This is a genomic window from Variovorax sp. Soil_C_39 (genome assembly GCF_057656815.1).
Genome location: NZ_JBDGJQ010000003.1, coordinates 171524 through 188700 on the forward strand (window position 1 = coordinate 171524; position 17177 = coordinate 188700).

The following is a 17177-nucleotide window of genomic DNA, read 5'->3' on the forward strand; positions in this document are numbered from 1 at the left end:
ACCGACCCGACAGGAGCCATCGCACCATGCACCCGATCACCCGAATTGCCATTGCCGCGCTCGCCGGCGCCGCCGCGCTCTGCGCCAATGCCCAGGACAATTTCCCGAACCGTCCGCTGACCCTCGTCGTGCCGTACCCGGCCGGTGGCGTTGCCGACACCATCGCGCGCCCGCTGGCACAGGCGCTGGGCAAGCGGCTCGGGCAAGCGGTGGTCATCGACAACCGGGCCGGCGCCAACGGCAACATCGGCTCGGCCCATGCGGCCCGGCAGCAGCCGGCCGACGGCTACACGATCCTGCTCGGCTCGACGAGCACGCTGGCGGTGAACCCGCACCTCTACAAGTCGATGGGCTACGACCCCGTCAAGGACCTCCAGCCCGTGACGCTGACGCACCAGATGCCCAACGTGCTGGTGGTCGGCGCGGGCACGCCGTACAAGACCCTCACCGATGTGACCGCCGCCGCGAAGGCCGCGCCGGACACGCTGGTCTTCGGTTCCGCCGGCAACGGCAACTCGATGCACCTCGCGGGCGTCGTGTTCCAGGAGAAGAGCGGCGCGCGACTCATTCATGCGCCGTACAAGGGTGGCCCGCCCGCGCTCAATGACGTGCTCGGCGGCCAGATCCCGATGATGTTCCACAATCTGCCCGCGGTGGTGTCGTTCCGCGAGGCCGGCAAGGTGCGCGTGCTCGCGGTGGCCGACACCAAGCGCTCGCCGGTGCTGCCCGACGTGCCGACCATGGCCGAGGCCGGCGTGCCGGGCGTGGTGTCGATCGTGTGGAACGGCCTGCTGGTGCGGCGCGGCACGCCCGCGCCCATCGTCGCGCGGCTCAACACCGAGTTGCGCGCCGTGCTCGAGTCGCCCGAATTCCGCAAGCCCCTCGAAGCGCAGGGCTACGAGGTCCTGTCTTCCACGCCGGCCGAGTTCGAGGCGCTGCTGAAGAAGGACCTCGCCGCCATGGCCACCACCGTCAAGCAGGCCGGCATCCAGCTGGACTGAGGCCATGACCGTTCCGAAACGCAAGACCCTCGCCGAACTGCGCAGCCAGCGCTGGTTCGCGAGCGACGACATCCGCGGTTTCGCGCACCGCCAGCGCATGCAGCAGCAAGGCCTCGCGCGCGAGGAGTTCATGGGCCGGCCGGTCATCGGCATCATCAATACGTGGAGCGAGCTGTCGCCGTGCCACGCCCATCTTCGCGAGCGCGCCGCGGCCGTGAAGCGCGGCGTGCTGCAGGCGGGAGGCTATCCGTTCGAGTTGCCGGCCATGAGCCTGGGCGAGGTGATGGTCAAGCCCACCACGATGATCTACCGCAACTTCCTCGCCATGGAGACCGAGGAGCTGCTGCGCAGCCTGCCGCTCGACGGTGCGGTGCTGATGGGCGGCTGCGACAAGACCACGCCGGGGCTCGTGATGGGCGCGCTGTCGATGGACCTGCCCGCCATCTTCTGCCCCGCGGGGCCGATGCTCAACGACCGCTACAAGGGCCAGGCCGTGGGCGCCGGCACGCACACCAAGAAGTACTGGGAAGAGTACGTCATGGGCAACATCGAGCAGCCCGAGTGGATCGCGCTCGAGGCCAAGATGACGCGCGCGCCGGGCACCTGCAACACCATGGGCACGGCCAGCACCATGACCTCGATCATCGAGGCGATGGGGCTGTGCTTTCCGGGTGCCGCAAGCGTGCCGGCCATGGACGCCGGCCACACGCGCATGGCCTGGGCCTGCGGACGGCGCGCGGTCGAAATGGTGTGGGAAGACCTGCGGCCCTCGCGCATCGTCACCCGCGCCGCGCTGCTCAATGGCGTGGCGGCGTACATGGCGCTCGGCGGGTCCACCAATGCCGCGGTCCACCTGCCGGCCATCGCCGGCCGCGCAGGCATCGCGCTCGGCCTGGACGACCTCGACGAGATGGCGCGCCGCGTGCCCGTGCTGGCCAATCTCTTTCCTTCGGGCAACCGCCTGATGGAAGATTTCTTCTACGCCGGCGGACTGCCCGCGCTCCTCAACAAGATCAGCGCGCAGTTGGACCTTTCGGCGCTCACCGTCACCGGCCGCAGCCTCGGCGAGAACATCGCGGGGCGCACCTGCACCGACGACGACGTGATCCGCGACGCCGGCGCGCCATTGATCGCCGCGACACCCGAGTGCCCCGAGGCCGGCATGGCGCTGGCCGTGGTGCGCGGCAACCTGTGCCCCGACGGCGCGGTACTCAAGCCCTCGGCCGCGTCGCCGCACCTGCTGCGCCACAGCGGGCGCGCGCTGGTCTTCGACTCGAATGCCGAGATGCTCGCTGCGGTGAACGACCCCGCGCTCGACGCCGACGAGAACACCGTGCTCGTGCTGCGCAACGGCGGGCCGGTCGGCGCGCCCGGCATGCCCGAATGGGGCAACCTGCCGATTCCGAAGAAGCTGCTCCAGCGTGGCGTGCGCGACATGCTGCGCATTTCCGACGCACGCATGAGCGGCACGCACTACGGCACCTGCGTGCTGCACGTGGCGCCCGAGTCCGCGGTCGGCGGCCCGCTCGCGCTGCTCAGGACGGGTGACATCGTGACGCTCGACATCGGCGCGAGGCGGCTGGACATGCAGGTTTCCGACGACGAGCTCGCCGGCCGGCGCGCCGCATGGGTCGCTCCGCCCCGGGCCCATGCACGCGGCTATGCACGCATCTACCAGCAGGAAGTGACGCAGGCCGACAAGGGCTGCGACTTCGCTGTGCTGGCCGGCAATGCGCCCACGGCAGAGCCGTCCATCTACTGACGCATTCCAGCGTCTTTTCCTTTTCAACCCTTCACACCTCCAGCACCATGTCCTCGACACCCGACCTGCTTTCCAATCCTTTCCGCCAGCGCCTGCAGCAGCCCGGCACGCCGCTCGGCACCTGGCTCATGTCCGGCACCGCGAGCACCGCCGAAGCCATGGGCCACGCCGGCTTCGAGTGGCTCGTGGTCGACCAGGAGCATGTGCCGCTCGACGAGCGCGACACCCTGCACGTGCTGCAGGCGATTGCCGGCACGCGCGCTGCGCCCGTGGTGCGTCTCGCGGCCAACGACATGGTGCTGTTCAAGCGCGCGCTCGACATGGGCGCGCAGAGCGTGATGGTGCCTTTCGTCGACTCGGCCGACGCAGCGCGGCGCGCCGTCTCGTACGCGAAATACCCGCCAGAGGGCCAGCGCGGTTTTGCGGCCATGTTCCGCGCGAGCGGCTACGGCACCGTGAAGGACTACGGCAAGCGCGCCAACGATTCGGTGTTCACCATCATCCAGCTCGAGACGCAAACCGCGGTGGCCGCGCTGGAGGACATCGCGGCGGTCGAGGGCGTCGACGCGCTGTTCCTCGGCCCGGGCGACCTGTCGGCCAACATGGGGCACATCGGCAACATCCTGCACCCCGAGGTGCAGGCCGTCATTGCCGACGTGGCCGCGCGCTGCCGCAAGGCCGGCATCCCGTGCGGCATCGTCGGCCCCACGCCCGAGGCGGTGGCCAGCTTCGTGGCCATGGGCTATTCGTTCGTGGCCGTCGCGTCCGACATGGGAATGATGGTGCGCCAGGCCACGGCCTTCATCGACGCGATCCAGCCCAGCCTTGCGCGCGGTTTCGACAGCGCCGTGTATTGAGCCGTTCACCGAATCCAGGGAGACCCTTCATGATCTCGAAGAAATCTGCATGCGCGGCCGCCGCCACGCTCGTCCTGTGCCTGTCTGCCACCGTGCAGGCCCAGCCCGCCTACCCCTCGCGCCCCGTGACGCTCATCGTGCCCTTCGGGCCGGGCGGCACCTCCGACATCATGGCGCGCTTTCTCCAGCAGCCCCTGGCCGACCAACTCGGCGTGCCGGTGGTCATCGACAACAAGGCCGGCGCCGGCGGCGCCATCGGCATGACGGCGCTGAAGAATGCGCAGGCCGACGGCCACACCATAGGCCTGTCGGTCATCGGGCCCGAAGTGCTGCAGCCCGCGCTGCGCAACACCGGCTACACCCACGCCGACTTCGACCACCTCTGCGGCACCTACGACGTGCCGCTGATGATGATGGTCAAGCCCGACTCACGCTTCAAGACGCTCGGCGACGTGATGGCCGCGGCCAAGGCGCAGCCCGGTGAGCTGGCCTACGGCTCGTCGGGCACCGGCACGGTGCTGCACCTGTCGATGGCAATGCTGCTCGATCAGGCCAAGGCCACCGGGCTGCACGTGCCCTACAAGAGCTCCGGCGAGATGGTGACCGGGCTGCTGGGCCAGCACGTGGCGCTGTTCAACGAGACGCCGACCGTCTCCACGCAGTACAAGCTGCGCGGCCTGGCGGTGCTGGCGAAGCGCCGGCTGCCGGCCTATCCGGAGGTGCCCACCGCGGCGGAGACGGGCTTTCCGCTCGAGGCGTCGGTCTGGGGCGGCCTGATCGCGCCCAAGGGGCTCCCGGCGCCGATCCGCCAGAAGCTCGAAGCCGCATGCCGGAAGGCCGCGCACGCCCAGGCCTACACCGCCAAGGCCGACCAGGCGAACACGCCGCTGGTGTGGCGCGACGGCAAGGCCTTCGAGGCCTTCGTGCAGGCCGAGCAGGCGCGTTACACCGGCCTGATCAAGAACCTCGGGCTCGCCGAGAAGCAGTAGGCACCGGCGCAGCCGGCACGGCGGGCGCTTTCCGGCGCCGCCCGCCGATCGCCCCCGATGCGGCAGCGCCCACGATGCGCCGGAAGGTGGCGCATTCCATGTGGCTCGGCGCCGGGCATACCGCCGCATGCCGCAGGCCGTCGCGCATCGCGGCCAAGCCGCGGATCGTGCGGTCGATCTCGTCCGCCTTGGCCGCGAGCATCCTTCGGTCGATGTCGGGCCGGCCGTCGGGCGCGAACATCGCGGCGATCTCGTCGAGCGAGAAACCGGCGGCGCGGCCCAGCGCGATCAGCGCCAGCCGTTCGAGCACGCGCTCGTCGAACAACCGCCGAAGCCCGCGCCGGCCGGTGGAGGTGATCAGGCCCTTCTCGTCGTAATACCGCAGCGCCGATGCCGGCAGGCCGGAACGTTGTGCCACCTCGGCAATGTCCAGATGTTTCATCCCTTGACCTCAAGTCGACTTGAGCTTGCATAGTGCAGGTTCCGCTTATCCAAGGCAAGTGAAAGGACCACACCATGAACGACATTCCCGAGGCCGACAGCGAACAGGCAAGGCTCTGGAACGGCCCCGCGGGCCGCGCCTGGGTCGACACGCAGGAACTGCTCGACGGGCTTTTCGAACCGCTCGCGGCGCCGCTCGCCGAGGCCGTGCCCGCGGGCGCCGCCAGCCGCGTGCTCGACGTGGGCTGCGGCACGGGCGCCGTCACGCTGGCGCTCGCGCGGCGGCTCGGCGCCCGGGGGCACTGCACGGGCATCGACATCTCCCGGCCGATGCTCGAGGCCGCCCGCGCGCGCGCCGGCCGCGAGGGCCTCGCGGCCCGCTTCATCGAGGCCGATGCGCAGGCGCATGTGTTCGAGCCCGCGGGTTTCGACTCGGTCGTCTCGCGTCTCGGCGTCATGTTCTTCGGCGACCCGGTCCGGGCTTTCTCGAACCTGCGGCGGGCCGCGAAGGCGGGCGCGGCGCTGCGCTTCATCGCCTGGCGCAGCGCGGCCGAGAACCCGTTCATGACGACCGCCGAGCGGGCCGCGGCGCCGCTGCTGCCTGGCCTGCCACCGCGCCGGCCGGGCGCACCGGGGCAGTTCGCCTTTGCCGAGCGCAACCACATGGCCAGGGTTCTCGAGGACAGCGGCTGGACGGGCATCGACGTGCAGCCGGTGGAGTTCGCCTGCCGCATGCCCGAGCCGAGCCTGCCGACGTACCTCGCCCGGCTCGGGCCCGTGGGCCTCGCGCTCGACCAGGCGGATGCCGCCACGCGCGAGCGCGTGATCGAGACCGTGCGCGCCGCCTTCGCGCCTTACGTCCATGGGGTCGAGGTGCGCTTCACGGCCGCCTGCTGGCAGGTCGATGCGCGTGCGCGTTCTGCGCCGCCTGCGGTGATGAAGGTCGGCCATGCCTGAGCCGCTCGAATTCATGCTGCGCGCGCTGCTGATCGGCGGCGGCGCGACCGTGGCGATGGACGTGTGGGCGCTGGTGCGACAGCGGCTGCTCGGCCAACGCGCGCTGGACTATGCGCTGGTCGGACGCTGGCTCGGCCACCTCGCGCGCGGGCGCTTTCGCCACCATCCCATCGGCGCCTCGCCGCCGATCGCGGGCGAGCGCCTGCTCGGGTGGAGCGCCCACTACGCGATCGGCATCGCGTTCGCTGCCGTGCTGCTCGCGGTCTGGGGGCTCGGCTGGGCGCGCGGGCCGACGCCGGGGCCGGCGCTCACGGTCGGCATCGGCAGCGTGGCCGCGCCGTTCTTCGTGATGCAGCCGGCCCTGGGATTCGGCGTGGCGGCCAGCCGCTCGCCACGGCCCTGGGCGGCGCGCTGGCAGAGCCTTGCCACGCACGCGGTGTTCGGGCTCGGTCTCTACGGTTCGGCCTGGCTCACCAAAGGTTGGCGCCTGCCGCTCGCCGACTAGTGCCTGCAGCGCCCGCGGCTGCAGGGGCCGCGCGTCAGGCCTGCGATCCGCGGTGGGCCCAGCCCGTGGTGTGCTTCTCGACCACGCTGAAGAGTTCGTACATCAGCATCGCCATCGCGCCCACCACCATCAGGCCCGCGAAGGCCAGGCCCATCTGCATGGCCGAGCCGGCCGAGATCAGCAGGTAGCCGATGCCCTCGTTGGCGGCGGTCATCTCGCTGACCGTGGTGCCGACGAAGGCCAGCGTGATCGCGACCTTGAGCGAGCCGAAGAAGTAGGGCATGGAGCGCGGCAGCCCGATCTTGACGAGCACGTCCCAGCGCTTGGCGCCGAGCACGCGCAGCACGTCCTCCAGTTCGGGCTCGAGCGTGGCGAGGCCGGTGGCGATGTTGACCATGATCGGGAAGAAGCTGATCAGGAAGGCGGTGAGGATCGCGGGCCCGATGCCGATGCCGAACCACACCACGAGGATCGGCACGAAGGCCGCCTTCGGCAGCGCGTTGAAGGCCGTCATGAGCGGATAGATCGCGGCATAGGCCAGGCGCGAGCTGCCGATCACGAAGCCCAGCAGCACGCCCACCACGATCGCCAGGCCGAAGCCCGCCATCGTGACCCAGTAGGTGCGCCAGGCATGGCCCGCGATGATTCCCTTGTATTCCCAGAACTGCTCCCAGATGCGCAGCGGGCTCGGGAAGATGAAGTCCGACACGCCGAAGCCCGCGCAGATCACCTGCCACAGCAGGATCACCGCCACGAGCAGCAGCCAGGGCGACCAGCGTTCGAGTTGCTTGGTGTTCTTCATGCCCGCTTCCTCAATGTGCCGCCGCTGCCGCGGGGGCAGTGGCCGTCGTGCCGCCGCGGATCGCACCGATGTGGCCGCGGAGCTCCAGCACGATGTCGGTGAATTCCTTGGTGTAGGTGAGTTCGAGTTCGCGAGGGCGCGGCAGCTCGATCTCGCGCTTGACCACGAAGCGGCCCGGGCTCTTGCTCATCACGTAGACCGTGTCGGCCAGGAACACCGACTCGCGCAGGTCGTGCGTGACCAGGATCACGTTGAACTGCTGCTCGGTCCAGAGGTCGCGCAGGATGCACCAGAGCTCCTCGCGCGTGAAGGCATCGAGCGCGCCGAACGGCTCGTCGAGCAGCAGCATCTTGGGCTCGTGGATCAGCGCGCGGCAGATGCTCGCGCGTTGCTGCATGCCGCCCGACAGCTGCCACGGGAACTTGTCTTCATAGCCGGCAAGGCCCACCTTCTGCAGCAGCTTGCGGGCGCGCTCCTCGTACTCCTTGCGCTTCGCCTTGAAGCTCGAGCGGTAGGGCTCGACGATCTCCAGCGGCAGCAGCACGTTGTCGACCGTGGTGCGCCACGGCAGCAGCGACGGCGCCTGGAACGCCATGCCCGAGATCTTGAGCGGCCCGGTCACGGGCTGGCCGTCGATGCGGATCTTGCCCATCGACGGCATCTTCAGCCCCGTGGTGAGCTTCATGAACGTCGACTTGCCGCAGCCCGAGGGGCCGACGATGGCGATGAACTCGCCGCGCGTCACCTGCAGGTCGATGGCTTCGACCGCGAAGTGGTTGGCGCGCAGCAGCTCCTCGTTGTAGGCGAGCCAGACGTCCTGGAATTCGACGAAGGGGGCGGCAGCGGCGGCGTTGTTCGATGCGCCCGCCATCACTTGCGAAGGACCCCGCTCAACTCGGCCGCGGGCGGCAGCATCGCGGCCGTCCACACGGCTTCGGGGACCACGCGGGTCTTGGTGTTGAAGGCGTCGGACACCTGCGAGGCCATCAGCGACAGGCGGCCCGCGTTCACCGCGCCGAAACCGTCGGCGCGCGCGTCGGGGCTGTTGATCACGGTGTCGATCGCGAGCTGCAGGCGGCGCGTCTCGAGCTGGCTGTTGATGATGCCGTCGCGCGCCTTGACCGATTCGATCGCCATGGCCGGATTGGCGATGACTTCCTTCGCGCCCTTGGCAAACGCCGCGAGGAATCTCTTCACCGCCTCGGGGTTCTCCTTGAGGAGCTTCGGCGACGCGATGATCACGTTGCCGTAGAGCTTCACGCCGAAGTCGGGGTAGGGCAGGATCACCACGTCGGCCGCCTTGGCGCCGCGCGCCTCGAGGTTCAGGAGCGACGTGAAGGTGAAGCCGGTGATCGCATCGATGTCGCCGCGCACCAGCATGGTTTCGCGCAGCGTGGGGTCCATCGCGGTCCAGTTGACGGCGCCGATGTTGTTGGCCTTGGCGAAGATCGGGAACGCGCGGCGGCCCGCGTCGAACACCGGCGCGCCGAGCTTCTTGCCTGTGAGGTCGGACGGCTTGGTGATGCCGCTCTTCTTGAGCGCCATGACCGAGGCCGGCGTGTTGTTGTAGACCATCATCACCGCGACCGGCTTGTTGGGGCTGTCGGGGTTGTTGGCGTGGAATTCCATCAGCGCCGCCAGATCGGCGAAGCCCATGTCGTAGGCGCCCGAGGCCACGCGCGTGACCGTGCCGCCCGAGCCGTTGCCCGCATCGATCGTCACGTCGAGGCCTGCCGCCTTGAAATAGCCCTTGGCCGCGGGATGGAGGAACAGCGCGGCCGGTCCCTCGAAGCGCCAGTCGAGCTGGAACTTGATCGGCGTCGTGGTCTGGGCCAGGGCCGGCGAAAGGCCGAGGCCGAGTGCCGAGGCGGCGAGGAAGGACTGGAGCAGTTGGCGCTTGTTCATTGCGGGACCCGTAAATGTGAATGCTTCGGCATTCAAGCAAAAACGGTGCCCGCACGCGATTGGTGCGAACCCTCTTCGGTCACGAGCGTGGTGCATGGCATGCACCGGTGCGGGGATTGCGCTGGACGATCGAAGGTGCAGGCACCAAAGCCGGGCCTCCATGGCAAACTCGCCGCCACAACAACGTCGCTGCAGCGACGGTCTCCAGGGAGGAATGCCTATGTCATCGAATCGACGGCCCGGTCGCGGCCGGTGGATGGAGCGGCCGGCCGTGCGCCGTTTCTTGTGGCGCCTGGCGCTGGGCCTCGGGGCCGTGACGCGTCAGGCGGCGCCGCGGCGCCCCGTTACTTCAGCGCCGTGTTCGCCTTGGCCACAGCCAGCGCAGTCATGTTGACCACGCGCCGAACGGTCGACGACGGCGTGAGCACATGCGCCGAGGCGGCGCCGCCCAGCAGGATCGGGCCGACGGTGATGCCGTTGGCGCCCGTCATCTTCAGCACGTTGTAGAGGATGTGCGCCGAGTCGAGGTTTGGGCACACCAGCAGGTTGGCCTCGCCGCTGAGCGTGGTCTCTGGAAGCGCCATGCGGCGCACTTCCTCGGACAGCGCCGTGTCACCGTGCATCTCGCCGTCGCATTCGATGTCGGGCGCCATCTGCGCGAACAGGTCGCGCGCCAGGCGCATCTTGCGCGCCGAAGCGCGCTCGGAGGTGCCGTAGTTCGAGTGCGAAAGGAAAGCGACCTTCGGCGGCAGCCCGAAGCGGCTCACCTCCTCGGCCGCCATCAGCGCGATGCTCGCGAGCAGTTCGGCGCTCGGGTCCTCGTTGACGTTGGTGTCGGTGATGAACACCGTGCGCTTGTCGAGCGTGAGCGCGTTGAGCGTGGCAAATCCCGGCGCGCCGCGCTTCAGGCCGATCAGGCTGCGGATGTGCTCCAGGTGTGCATCGAAGCGGCCGACCAGGCCGCAGATCATCGCGTCGGCGTCGCCCAGGTGCAGCATCAGCGCGGCGATGATGGTGTTGGAGCGGCGCACCATCGACTTGGCCGCCTCGGGCGTGGCACCGCGGCGCCCCATTAGCTTGTGGTAGCTCTCCCAATAGATGCGAAAGCGCGGATCGTCCTCAGGATCGACGATCTCGAAGTCGGTGCCGGGGCGGATGTGCAGGCCGGCCTTCTCGATGCGCGCCTGGATGACGGCGGGGCGCCCGACCAGGATCGGCTGCGCCAGGCCCTCGTCGACGGCCCACTGGGCGGCGCGCAGCACGCGCTCGTCCTCGCCTTCGGCGTAGGCCACGCGCTTGGCGGCCGCGATCTTGGCGGCGCCGAACACTGGGCGCATGAACATGCCGGTCTGGTAGACGAAGCGCGTGAGGTGCTGGCGGTAGGCCTCCATGTCCTCGATCGGGCGGGTTGCCACGCCCGACGCCTCGGCCGCCTTGGCCACGGCCGGCGCGATGCGCAGGATGAGCCGCGAGTCGAAGGGCTTGGGAATGAGGTAATCGGGCCCGAAGGTCAGTTCCTGGCCCGCATAGGCAGTGGCCACTTCCTCGCTGATGTCGGCCTTGGTGAGCTCGGCGATCTCGCGCACGCAGGCGAGCTTCATTTCCTCGGTGATCTTGCTCGCGCCGCAGTCGAGCGCGCCGCGGAAGATGTACGGGAAGCACAGCACGTTGTTGACCTGGTTCGGGTAGTCCGAGCGGCCGGTCGCGATGATGCAGTCGGGCCGCACGGCCTTGGCCAGCTCGGGGCGGATCTCGGGCTCGGGGTTGGCCAGCGCCAGGATGATCGGCTGGGCGGCCATCGACTTCACCATGTCGGCGGTCATCACGCCGGGCGCCGAGCAGCCGAGGAACACATCGGCACCGTCCACCACGTCGGCCAGCGTGCGCGCGCCGGTGTCCCGCTGCGCGTAGCGCGCCTTCGACTCGTCGAAGCCGCCGGCGCGGCCGGTGTAGATCAGGCCCTTGGAATCGCAGGCGAAGATGTTCGCGGGCTTCGCGCCCAGCCCGACCATCACGTCGAGGCAGGCGATGGCGGCCGCGCCGGCGCCCGAGACGGCGATCTTCACGTCCTCGATCTTCTTGCCCACGAGCTCCAGGCCGTTGATCAGCGCCGCGGCCGAGATGATGGCGGTGCCGTGCTGGTCGTCGTGGAACACCGGGATGTTCATGCGCTCGCGCAGCTTCTTCTCGATGTAGAAGCACTCGGGCGCCTTGATGTCCTCGAGGTTGATGCCGCCGAGCGTGGGCTCGAGCGCAGCGATGATGTCGACCAGCTTGTCGGGGTCGGTCTCGGCCAGCTCGATGTCGAACACGTCGATGCCCGCGAACTTCTTGAACAGGCAGCCCTTGCCTTCCATCACCGGCTTGGCGGCCAAGGGGCCGATGTTGCCGAGGCCCAGCACCGCGGTGCCGTTGGTGACCACGCCCACGAGGTTGCCGCGCGCGGTGAATTCGGCCGCCATCGACGGATCGGCCGCGATGTCGAGGCAGGGGTAGGCCACGCCGGGCGAGTAGGCGAGCGACAGGTCGCGCTGGTTCAGCAGTGCCTTGGTCGGCGTGATCGAAATCTTGCCCCGGACCGGAGCGCGGTGGTATTCGCGCGCTGCTTCGCGAAGTGCTTCTTCTGCGGGGGGGAGAGGTGCAGCCATGAAATGTCTCCTTGTTTCTGTCGGGCAACGAGGCTACCGCAAAACCAGCGCCGGATCGGGACCGGGGAATGCCGAAAACGCCTGAACCCATAGCGAAAGGGGCGGGCGGTTCGCTACACTCCGCAACCTGTAAACCGGGGCCGGATTCTGTCGGCCGCGGTTACGTTTTTTTGCCGCGCCGCAAGCCAGCGGGCCGGCCATCGTCCACAACAACACACGAACGAGAACGAGGGCAGCGCATGACACCCGGACCTTTCACCACCGCCGAGCCCGACGTCGTGGTCATCGGCGGCGGCCCTTCGGGCTCCACCGTGGCCGCGCTGCTGGCCGACAAGGGCCACGACGTGGTGCTGATCGAGAAGGCGCAGCATCCGCGCTTCCACATCGGCGAATCGCTGCTGCCGATGAACATGCCGCTGTTCGACCGGCTCGGCGTGCGCACCGAAGTGGAGGCCATCGGCCTGCGCAAGCATGGTGCCGAGTTCGTGTCGCCCTGGCACGACCACAGCAGCCACTTCCATTTCGGCGAGGCAATGGACAAGAGCTTTCCGTATGCGGTGCACGTGCGCCGCTCGGAGTTCGACGAGCTGCTGTTCCGCCATGCCGGCAAGCGCGGCGCGCGCACCTTCGAGTGCCAGCGCGTCACCGGCGTCGACATGGACGCCGGCAAGGGCACGCCGGACAACCGCCCGCTCGTGAAGGTGAAGGCCGACGACGGGACCGAGACCCAGTGGCGCCCGCGCTTCGTGATCGACGCGAGCGGGCGCGACACGCTGCTGTCGAACCAGTTCGACGTCAAGCAACGCAACCGCAAGCATGCGAGCGCCGCGCTCTACGGCCACTTCGTGAATGCCGAGCGCCGGCCCGGCCGCTTCGAGGGCAACATCACGCTGTTCTGGTTCGACCATGGCTGGTTCTGGTACATCCCGCTGAAGGACGGCACCGTGAGCGTCGGCGCCGTGGCCTCGCCCGCGTACTTCAAGCGCCGGAAGGGCACGCTCGAGGCGTTCCTGATGGAAACCATCGCGCTTGCGCCCAAGCTCGCGGCGCGCCTCGCGAACGCCACGCTGGTCGACGGCGTCACCTCGACCGGCAACTACGCCTACGACTCGAAGTTCTGCCGCGGCGACCGCTTCATGATGGTGGGCGACGCCTACGCCTTCGTCGACCCGATGTTCTCGTCGGGCGTCTACCTCGCGATGAACAGCGGCTTCGAGGCGGCCACTGCGGCCGACCACTGGCTGCGCGGCGAGGCGAAGGCGGCCGAGCGCGCGTTCCGCCACTACGAGAAGGTGATGAAGCACGGGCCCCGGATGTTCTCGTGGTTCATCTACCGCATCACCTCGCCGGCCATCCGGCGGCTGTTCATGAACCCGCGCAACATCTGGCGCATGCAGGAGGCACTGCTGTCCATCCTGGCCGGCGACCTGTTCCGCAACACGCCGATCGGCCCGCGCTTCTGGGGCTTCAAGGTGACCTACTACGCGTCGTGCCTCGGCATCCTGCCGCAGGCCGTGAAGACCTGGGCCTGGCGCCGGCGCAACCTCAAAGAGTCTCTCGAGGCAAGAACTTAGCTCGCCCCCAGTCTTCGCGCACTTCGTGTCGCTACGCCAACCCCCTACCGGGGGCAACACCTGAGGCCCGGCAAAGCCGGTTCCTCGGTGTTCCCCGATCAGTCCGGCGTGACGGTGTGCTGGGCGAGCGCTTCGAGCGCCTTGACCAATGCCGAGTGGTCCTGCTGGCCGTGGCCGAGCGCCGCGCAGGCGTTCATCAGCTGCGCCGCACCGGCAGTCTGCGGCAGCGCGACGCCGAGCGCGCGGGCACTTTGCAGCGCGAGGTTCAGGTCCTTCTGGTGCAGCGAGATTCGGAAGCCCGGCGCGAAGGTGCGCTTGATCATTCGCTCGCCGTGCACCTCGAGGATGCGCGAGCTCGCGAAGCCGCCCATCAGCGCCTGGCGCACCTTGGCCGGATCGGCACCGGCCTTCGAGGCGAAGAGCAGCGCCTCGCCCACGGCCGCGATGTTGAGCGCCACGATGATCTGGTTGGCCACCTTGCAGACCTGGCCGTCGCCCACGCCGCCCACGAGCGTGACGTTCTTGCCCATCTTCTCGAGCAGCGGGCGCACGCGGCCGAAGGTGCCTTCGTCGCCGCCGCACATGATCGTGAGGCTCGCGGCCTTGGCGCCCACTTCGCCGCCCGAGACCGGCGCGTCGATGTAGCCGCAGCCGAGCGCGAGGATGCGCTTCGCGAAGCCCTTGGTGGCGATCGGGTCGATGGAGCTGCAGTCGACCACGATCTTGCCGCGCGAGTCCGTCAAGCCCTCGACCACGCCCAGCGTGCCCGGTTCGCCGAACAGCACCTTCTCCACGTCGGGCGTGTCGGGCACCATGATGAAGATCACGTCGGCCCGGCGCGCCACCTCGGCCGCCGAGCCGCAGATCGTGGCCTTCGAGATGAATGGCTCGGGCGTGTTGCCCTGCGTGTTCACGAAGAGCTCGTGGCCCGCGTCGAGCAGGTGCCCCGCCATGGGTGCGCCCATGATGCCGAGGCCGATGAATCCGATTTTCTGTTGCGTTGCCGACATGTCTTTCTGTCCTTGAATGTTGTTGTCCGTGTTCACTGCGGTGTGGCGGCCAGCGCCTCGCGCCAACCCAGGCCTTCGGCGGTGGTGGCGCGCGGCTTGTACTCGCAGCCGATCCAGCCGTCGTAGCCCAGCGCATCGATGTGCGCGAAGAGCCAGGGGTAGTTGATCTCGCCCGTGCCCGGCTCGCCGCGCCCCGGGTTGTCCGCAAGCTGGATGTGGCCGATGCGCGCGAAGTGCTTCGTGAGCGTGTTGCCCAGTTCGCCCTCGGTGCGCTGCGCGTGGTAGATGTCGTACTGCACGCGCAGGTTGGCCGAGCCCACCTCGTCGATCAGCGCGATCGCCTGGTCGGTGCGGTTGAGGAAGAAGCCGGGAATATCGAAGGGATTGATCGGCTCCACGAGCAGGCGGATGCCCGCCGCCTCGAGCTCGCCCGCGGCCAGGCGCAGGTTCTCGACCACGGTCCTGTGCGCCGCGTCGTGGCCCACGCCTGCCGGCACCTTGCCGACGAGGCAGTTCACCTGCGGGCAGCCCAGCGCCGTGGCGTAGTCGATCGCCATCGCGATGCCTTCGCGGAACTCGCCGGTGCGGTCGGGATGGCAGGCGATGCCGCGCTCGCCCTTGTCCCAGTCGCCGGCCGGCAGGTTGTGCAGCACCTGCAGAAGGCCGTTGGCGCGCAGGGCGGCCGCGAGTTCCTTCTTCTCGAACGGATAGGGGAACAGATATTCCACCGCCTCGAACCCGGCCTTGGCGGCCGCCTCGAAGCGCTGCATGAACGGCAGCTCGGTGAAGAGCATCGTGAGATTGGCTGCGAACTTGGGCATGGCGTGGCTCCTCGTCAGTCCAGCATCTCGGCCGCCACCGCCGTGGGCGCGTCCGCCGGCGTCTCGGCCAGCGGTTCGAATTCGGCGATGTTGTCGATCTCGGTGCCCATCGCGATGTTGGTCACGCGCTCCAGCATCACCTCGATCACCACGGGCACGCTGAACTCGGCCATCAGCGCCTCGGCGCGCTGGATCGCCGGCGCGATCTCTTCCTGCTTGTTCACGCGGATCGCCTTGCAGCCCAGGCCCTCCACCACCTTCAGATGGTCCACGCCGTAGCTGCTCTCGATGCCGGCGTCGGGGCCCGCATTGATGTTGTCGAAGGCGAGCTGCACGCAGTAGTCCATCTCGAAGCCGCGCTGCGCCTGGCGGATCAGGCCCAGGTACGAGTTGTTGACCACGATGTGGATGTACGGCAGCTTGAACTGCGCACCCACCGCGAGTTCTTCGATCATGAACTGGAAGTCGTAGTCGCCCGAGAGCGCGACGATCTTGCGCGTCGGGTCGGCCGCGCGCACGCCCAGCGCGGCCGGGATGGTCCAGCCCAGCGGGCCGGCCTGACCGCAGTTGATCCAGTTGCGCGGGTTGTACACGTGCAGGAACTGCGCCGCGGCGATCTGCGACAGCCCGATGGTGCTCACGTAGCAGGTGTCGTTGCTGAAGTTGTTGTTCATGCACTGGTACACGCGCTGCGGCTTCATCGGCACGTCGTCGAAGTTGGTCTTGCGCAGCATCGTCTTCTTGCGCTCGATGCAATCCTTGGCCCAGGCGCGACGGTCGGTGAGGCGGCCGGCGGCCTTCATCTCCTCGGCCACGGCCACGAACTGCTCGAGCGCGGCCTTCGCGTCCGACACGATGCCGAAGTCGGGCGTGAACACGCGGCCGATCTGAGTGGGCTCGATGTCCACGTGCACGAAGGTGCGGCCCTTGGTGTAGACGTCGACCGAGCCGGTGTGGCGGTTGGCCCAGCGGTTGCCGATGCCCAGCACGAAGTCCGAGGCGAGCATGGTCGCGTTGCCGTATCGGTGGCTGGTCTGCAGGCCGCACATCCCGGCCATCAGCGGATGGTCGTCGGGAATAGCGCCCCAGCCCATCAGCGTGGGAATCACCGGCACGCCCGTGATCTCGGCAAAGCGCACCAGCAGGTCGCTCGCGTCGGCGTTGATGATGCCACCGCCGGCCACGATCAGCGGGCGCTCGGCGGCGTTGAGCATGCCGATGGCCTTCTCGATCTGCGCACGCGTGGCGGCCGGTTTGTAGGGCACCAGCGGCTCGTAGGCATCGATGTCGAATTCGATCTCGGCCATCTGCACGTCGAACGGCAGGTCGACGAGCACGGGGCCCGGGCGGCCTGAGCGCATCAGGTGGAAGGCCTGCTGGAACACCTGCGGCACCTGGCCCGGCTCGCGCACCGTGACCGACCACTTGGTGACCGGCTTGGAGATCGACTCGATGTCCACCGCCTGGAAGTCTTCCTTGTAGAGCCGTGCGCGCGGCGCCTGGCCTGTGATGCACAGGATCGGGATCGAATCGGCCCAAGCCGAGTAGAGGCCCGTGATCATGTCGGTGCCTGCGGGGCCCGAGGTGCCGATGCACACGCCGATGTTGCCGGCCACCGCACGCGTGTAGCCCTCGGCCATGTGCGAGGCGCCCTCGACGTGGCGCGCGAGGATGTGCGAGATGCTGCCGCGCTGGCGCAGCGCCGAGTACATCGGGTTGATGGCAGCGCCGGGCACGCCGAAGGCCTGCGTCACGCCTTCTTTTTCCATCACCAGCACGGCGGCCTGGACCGCTTTCATTTTTGCCATGGGACTGTCTCCGTTGAAGTGGTCCCACTGTAGGAAGCGATGCCCGTTCGAAGAAGACAGCTGCAGGCCATAAAAGCTATTCCGTGGCGGAATAACT

The 17177-nt window shown here is 68.6% G+C and carries 15 protein-coding genes; 7 read left to right on the plus strand and 8 right to left on the minus strand.

What is annotated here, in order from left to right; genetic code table 11:
* Positions 1-26 precede the first annotated feature (26 nt).
* Genes AC3A6J_RS08790 through AC3A6J_RS08805 form a run of 4 tightly spaced genes read left to right on the plus strand, consistent with a single transcriptional unit; the run spans position 27 to position 4609 of the window.
* Entirely contained in the window at positions 27-1001 is a 975-nt protein-coding gene (locus tag AC3A6J_RS08790) for a Bug family tripartite tricarboxylate transporter substrate binding protein (RefSeq protein WP_487859546.1), read from the plus strand.
* A 4-nt stretch (positions 1002-1005) separates the two neighbouring features.
* Positions 1006-2763, plus strand: a complete 1758-nt coding sequence (araD, locus tag AC3A6J_RS08795; RefSeq protein WP_487859547.1) for an L-arabinonate dehydratase — start codon at positions 1006-1008, stop codon at positions 2761-2763.
* A gap of 47 nt (positions 2764-2810) precedes the next feature.
* Positions 2811-3620, plus strand: a complete 810-nt coding sequence (locus AC3A6J_RS08800; protein ID WP_487859548.1) for an HpcH/HpaI aldolase family protein — start codon at positions 2811-2813, stop codon at positions 3618-3620.
* 29 nt (positions 3621-3649) lie between these two features.
* A complete protein-coding gene (locus AC3A6J_RS08805; RefSeq protein WP_487859549.1) occupies positions 3650-4609 on the plus strand; it encodes a Bug family tripartite tricarboxylate transporter substrate binding protein in 960 nt (319 codons plus the stop codon).
* Here AC3A6J_RS08805 and AC3A6J_RS08810 read toward each other — a convergent pair.
* A complete protein-coding gene (locus AC3A6J_RS08810) occupies positions 4578-5051 on the minus strand; it encodes a helix-turn-helix domain-containing protein (protein ID WP_487859550.1) in 474 nt (157 codons plus the stop codon). The two genes, AC3A6J_RS08805 and AC3A6J_RS08810, sit on opposite strands and share 32 nt — an antisense overlap.
* Before the next feature lie 74 nt (positions 5052-5125).
* On the opposite strand from AC3A6J_RS08810, the gene AC3A6J_RS08815 reads away from it, so the two are divergent.
* Together AC3A6J_RS08815 and AC3A6J_RS08820 are read left to right on the plus strand one after the other, a co-directional pair.
* On the plus strand, positions 5126-6007 hold the full coding sequence (locus AC3A6J_RS08815; RefSeq protein ID WP_487859551.1) for a class I SAM-dependent methyltransferase: 882 nt from the start codon (positions 5126-5128) through the stop codon (positions 6005-6007).
* Complete coding sequence (locus AC3A6J_RS08820; protein ID WP_487859552.1) at positions 6000-6512, plus strand: DUF2938 domain-containing protein; 513 nt, start codon at positions 6000-6002, stop codon at positions 6510-6512. The genes AC3A6J_RS08815 and AC3A6J_RS08820 overlap by 8 nt, the downstream gene beginning before the upstream one ends.
* 34 nt (positions 6513-6546) lie before the next feature.
* Here the strand turns inward: AC3A6J_RS08820 and AC3A6J_RS08825 are convergent, their stop codons facing one another.
* From AC3A6J_RS08825 to AC3A6J_RS08840, 4 genes are all read right to left on the minus strand, one after another.
* Positions 6547-7314 (minus strand): ABC transporter permease, encoded by a 768-nt coding sequence (locus AC3A6J_RS08825; RefSeq protein ID WP_487859553.1) that lies wholly within the window; start codon positions 7312-7314, stop codon positions 6547-6549.
* A 10-nt stretch (positions 7315-7324) separates the two neighbouring features.
* Entirely contained in the window at positions 7325-8185 is an 861-nt protein-coding gene (locus AC3A6J_RS08830; protein ID WP_487859554.1) for an ABC transporter ATP-binding protein, read from the minus strand.
* Positions 8185-9219 carry an ABC transporter substrate-binding protein gene (locus tag AC3A6J_RS08835; protein WP_487859555.1) on the minus strand — a complete coding sequence of 345 codons (1035 nt, stop codon included), beginning with the start codon at positions 9217-9219 and terminating at the stop codon, positions 8185-8187. Before AC3A6J_RS08835 ends, AC3A6J_RS08830 begins: the two co-directional genes overlap by 1 nt.
* Positions 9220-9563: 344 nt before the next feature.
* Positions 9564-11867: an NADP-dependent malic enzyme gene (locus tag AC3A6J_RS08840; protein WP_487859556.1), complete on the minus strand. Its 2304-nt coding sequence runs from the start codon at positions 11865-11867 to the stop codon at positions 9564-9566.
* Between the two features lie 239 nt (positions 11868-12106).
* Between AC3A6J_RS08840 and AC3A6J_RS08845 the strand changes: the two genes are divergently transcribed.
* Positions 12107-13441, plus strand: coding sequence for an NAD(P)/FAD-dependent oxidoreductase (locus tag AC3A6J_RS08845; protein ID WP_487859557.1), 1335 nt, complete (start codon positions 12107-12109; stop codon positions 13439-13441).
* 98 nt (positions 13442-13539) lie between these two features.
* Here AC3A6J_RS08845 and AC3A6J_RS08850 read toward each other — a convergent pair whose 3' ends face one another.
* The 3 genes from AC3A6J_RS08850 to gcl are packed head-to-tail and all read right to left on the minus strand — an operon-like array spanning position 13540 to position 17080.
* Positions 13540-14451 carry a 2-hydroxy-3-oxopropionate reductase gene (locus AC3A6J_RS08850; RefSeq protein WP_487859558.1) on the minus strand — a complete coding sequence of 304 codons (912 nt, stop codon included), beginning with the start codon at positions 14449-14451 and terminating at the stop codon, positions 13540-13542.
* Positions 14452-14483: 32 nt separating this feature from the next.
* On the minus strand, positions 14484-15272 hold the full coding sequence (hyi, locus tag AC3A6J_RS08855; RefSeq protein WP_487859559.1) for a hydroxypyruvate isomerase: 789 nt from the start codon (positions 15270-15272) through the stop codon (positions 14484-14486).
* Positions 15273-15286: 14 nt separating this feature from the next.
* Positions 15287-17080, minus strand: coding sequence for a glyoxylate carboligase (gcl, locus tag AC3A6J_RS08860; RefSeq protein ID WP_487859560.1), 1794 nt, complete (start codon positions 17078-17080; stop codon positions 15287-15289).
* Positions 17081-17177: the final 97 nt, after the last annotated feature.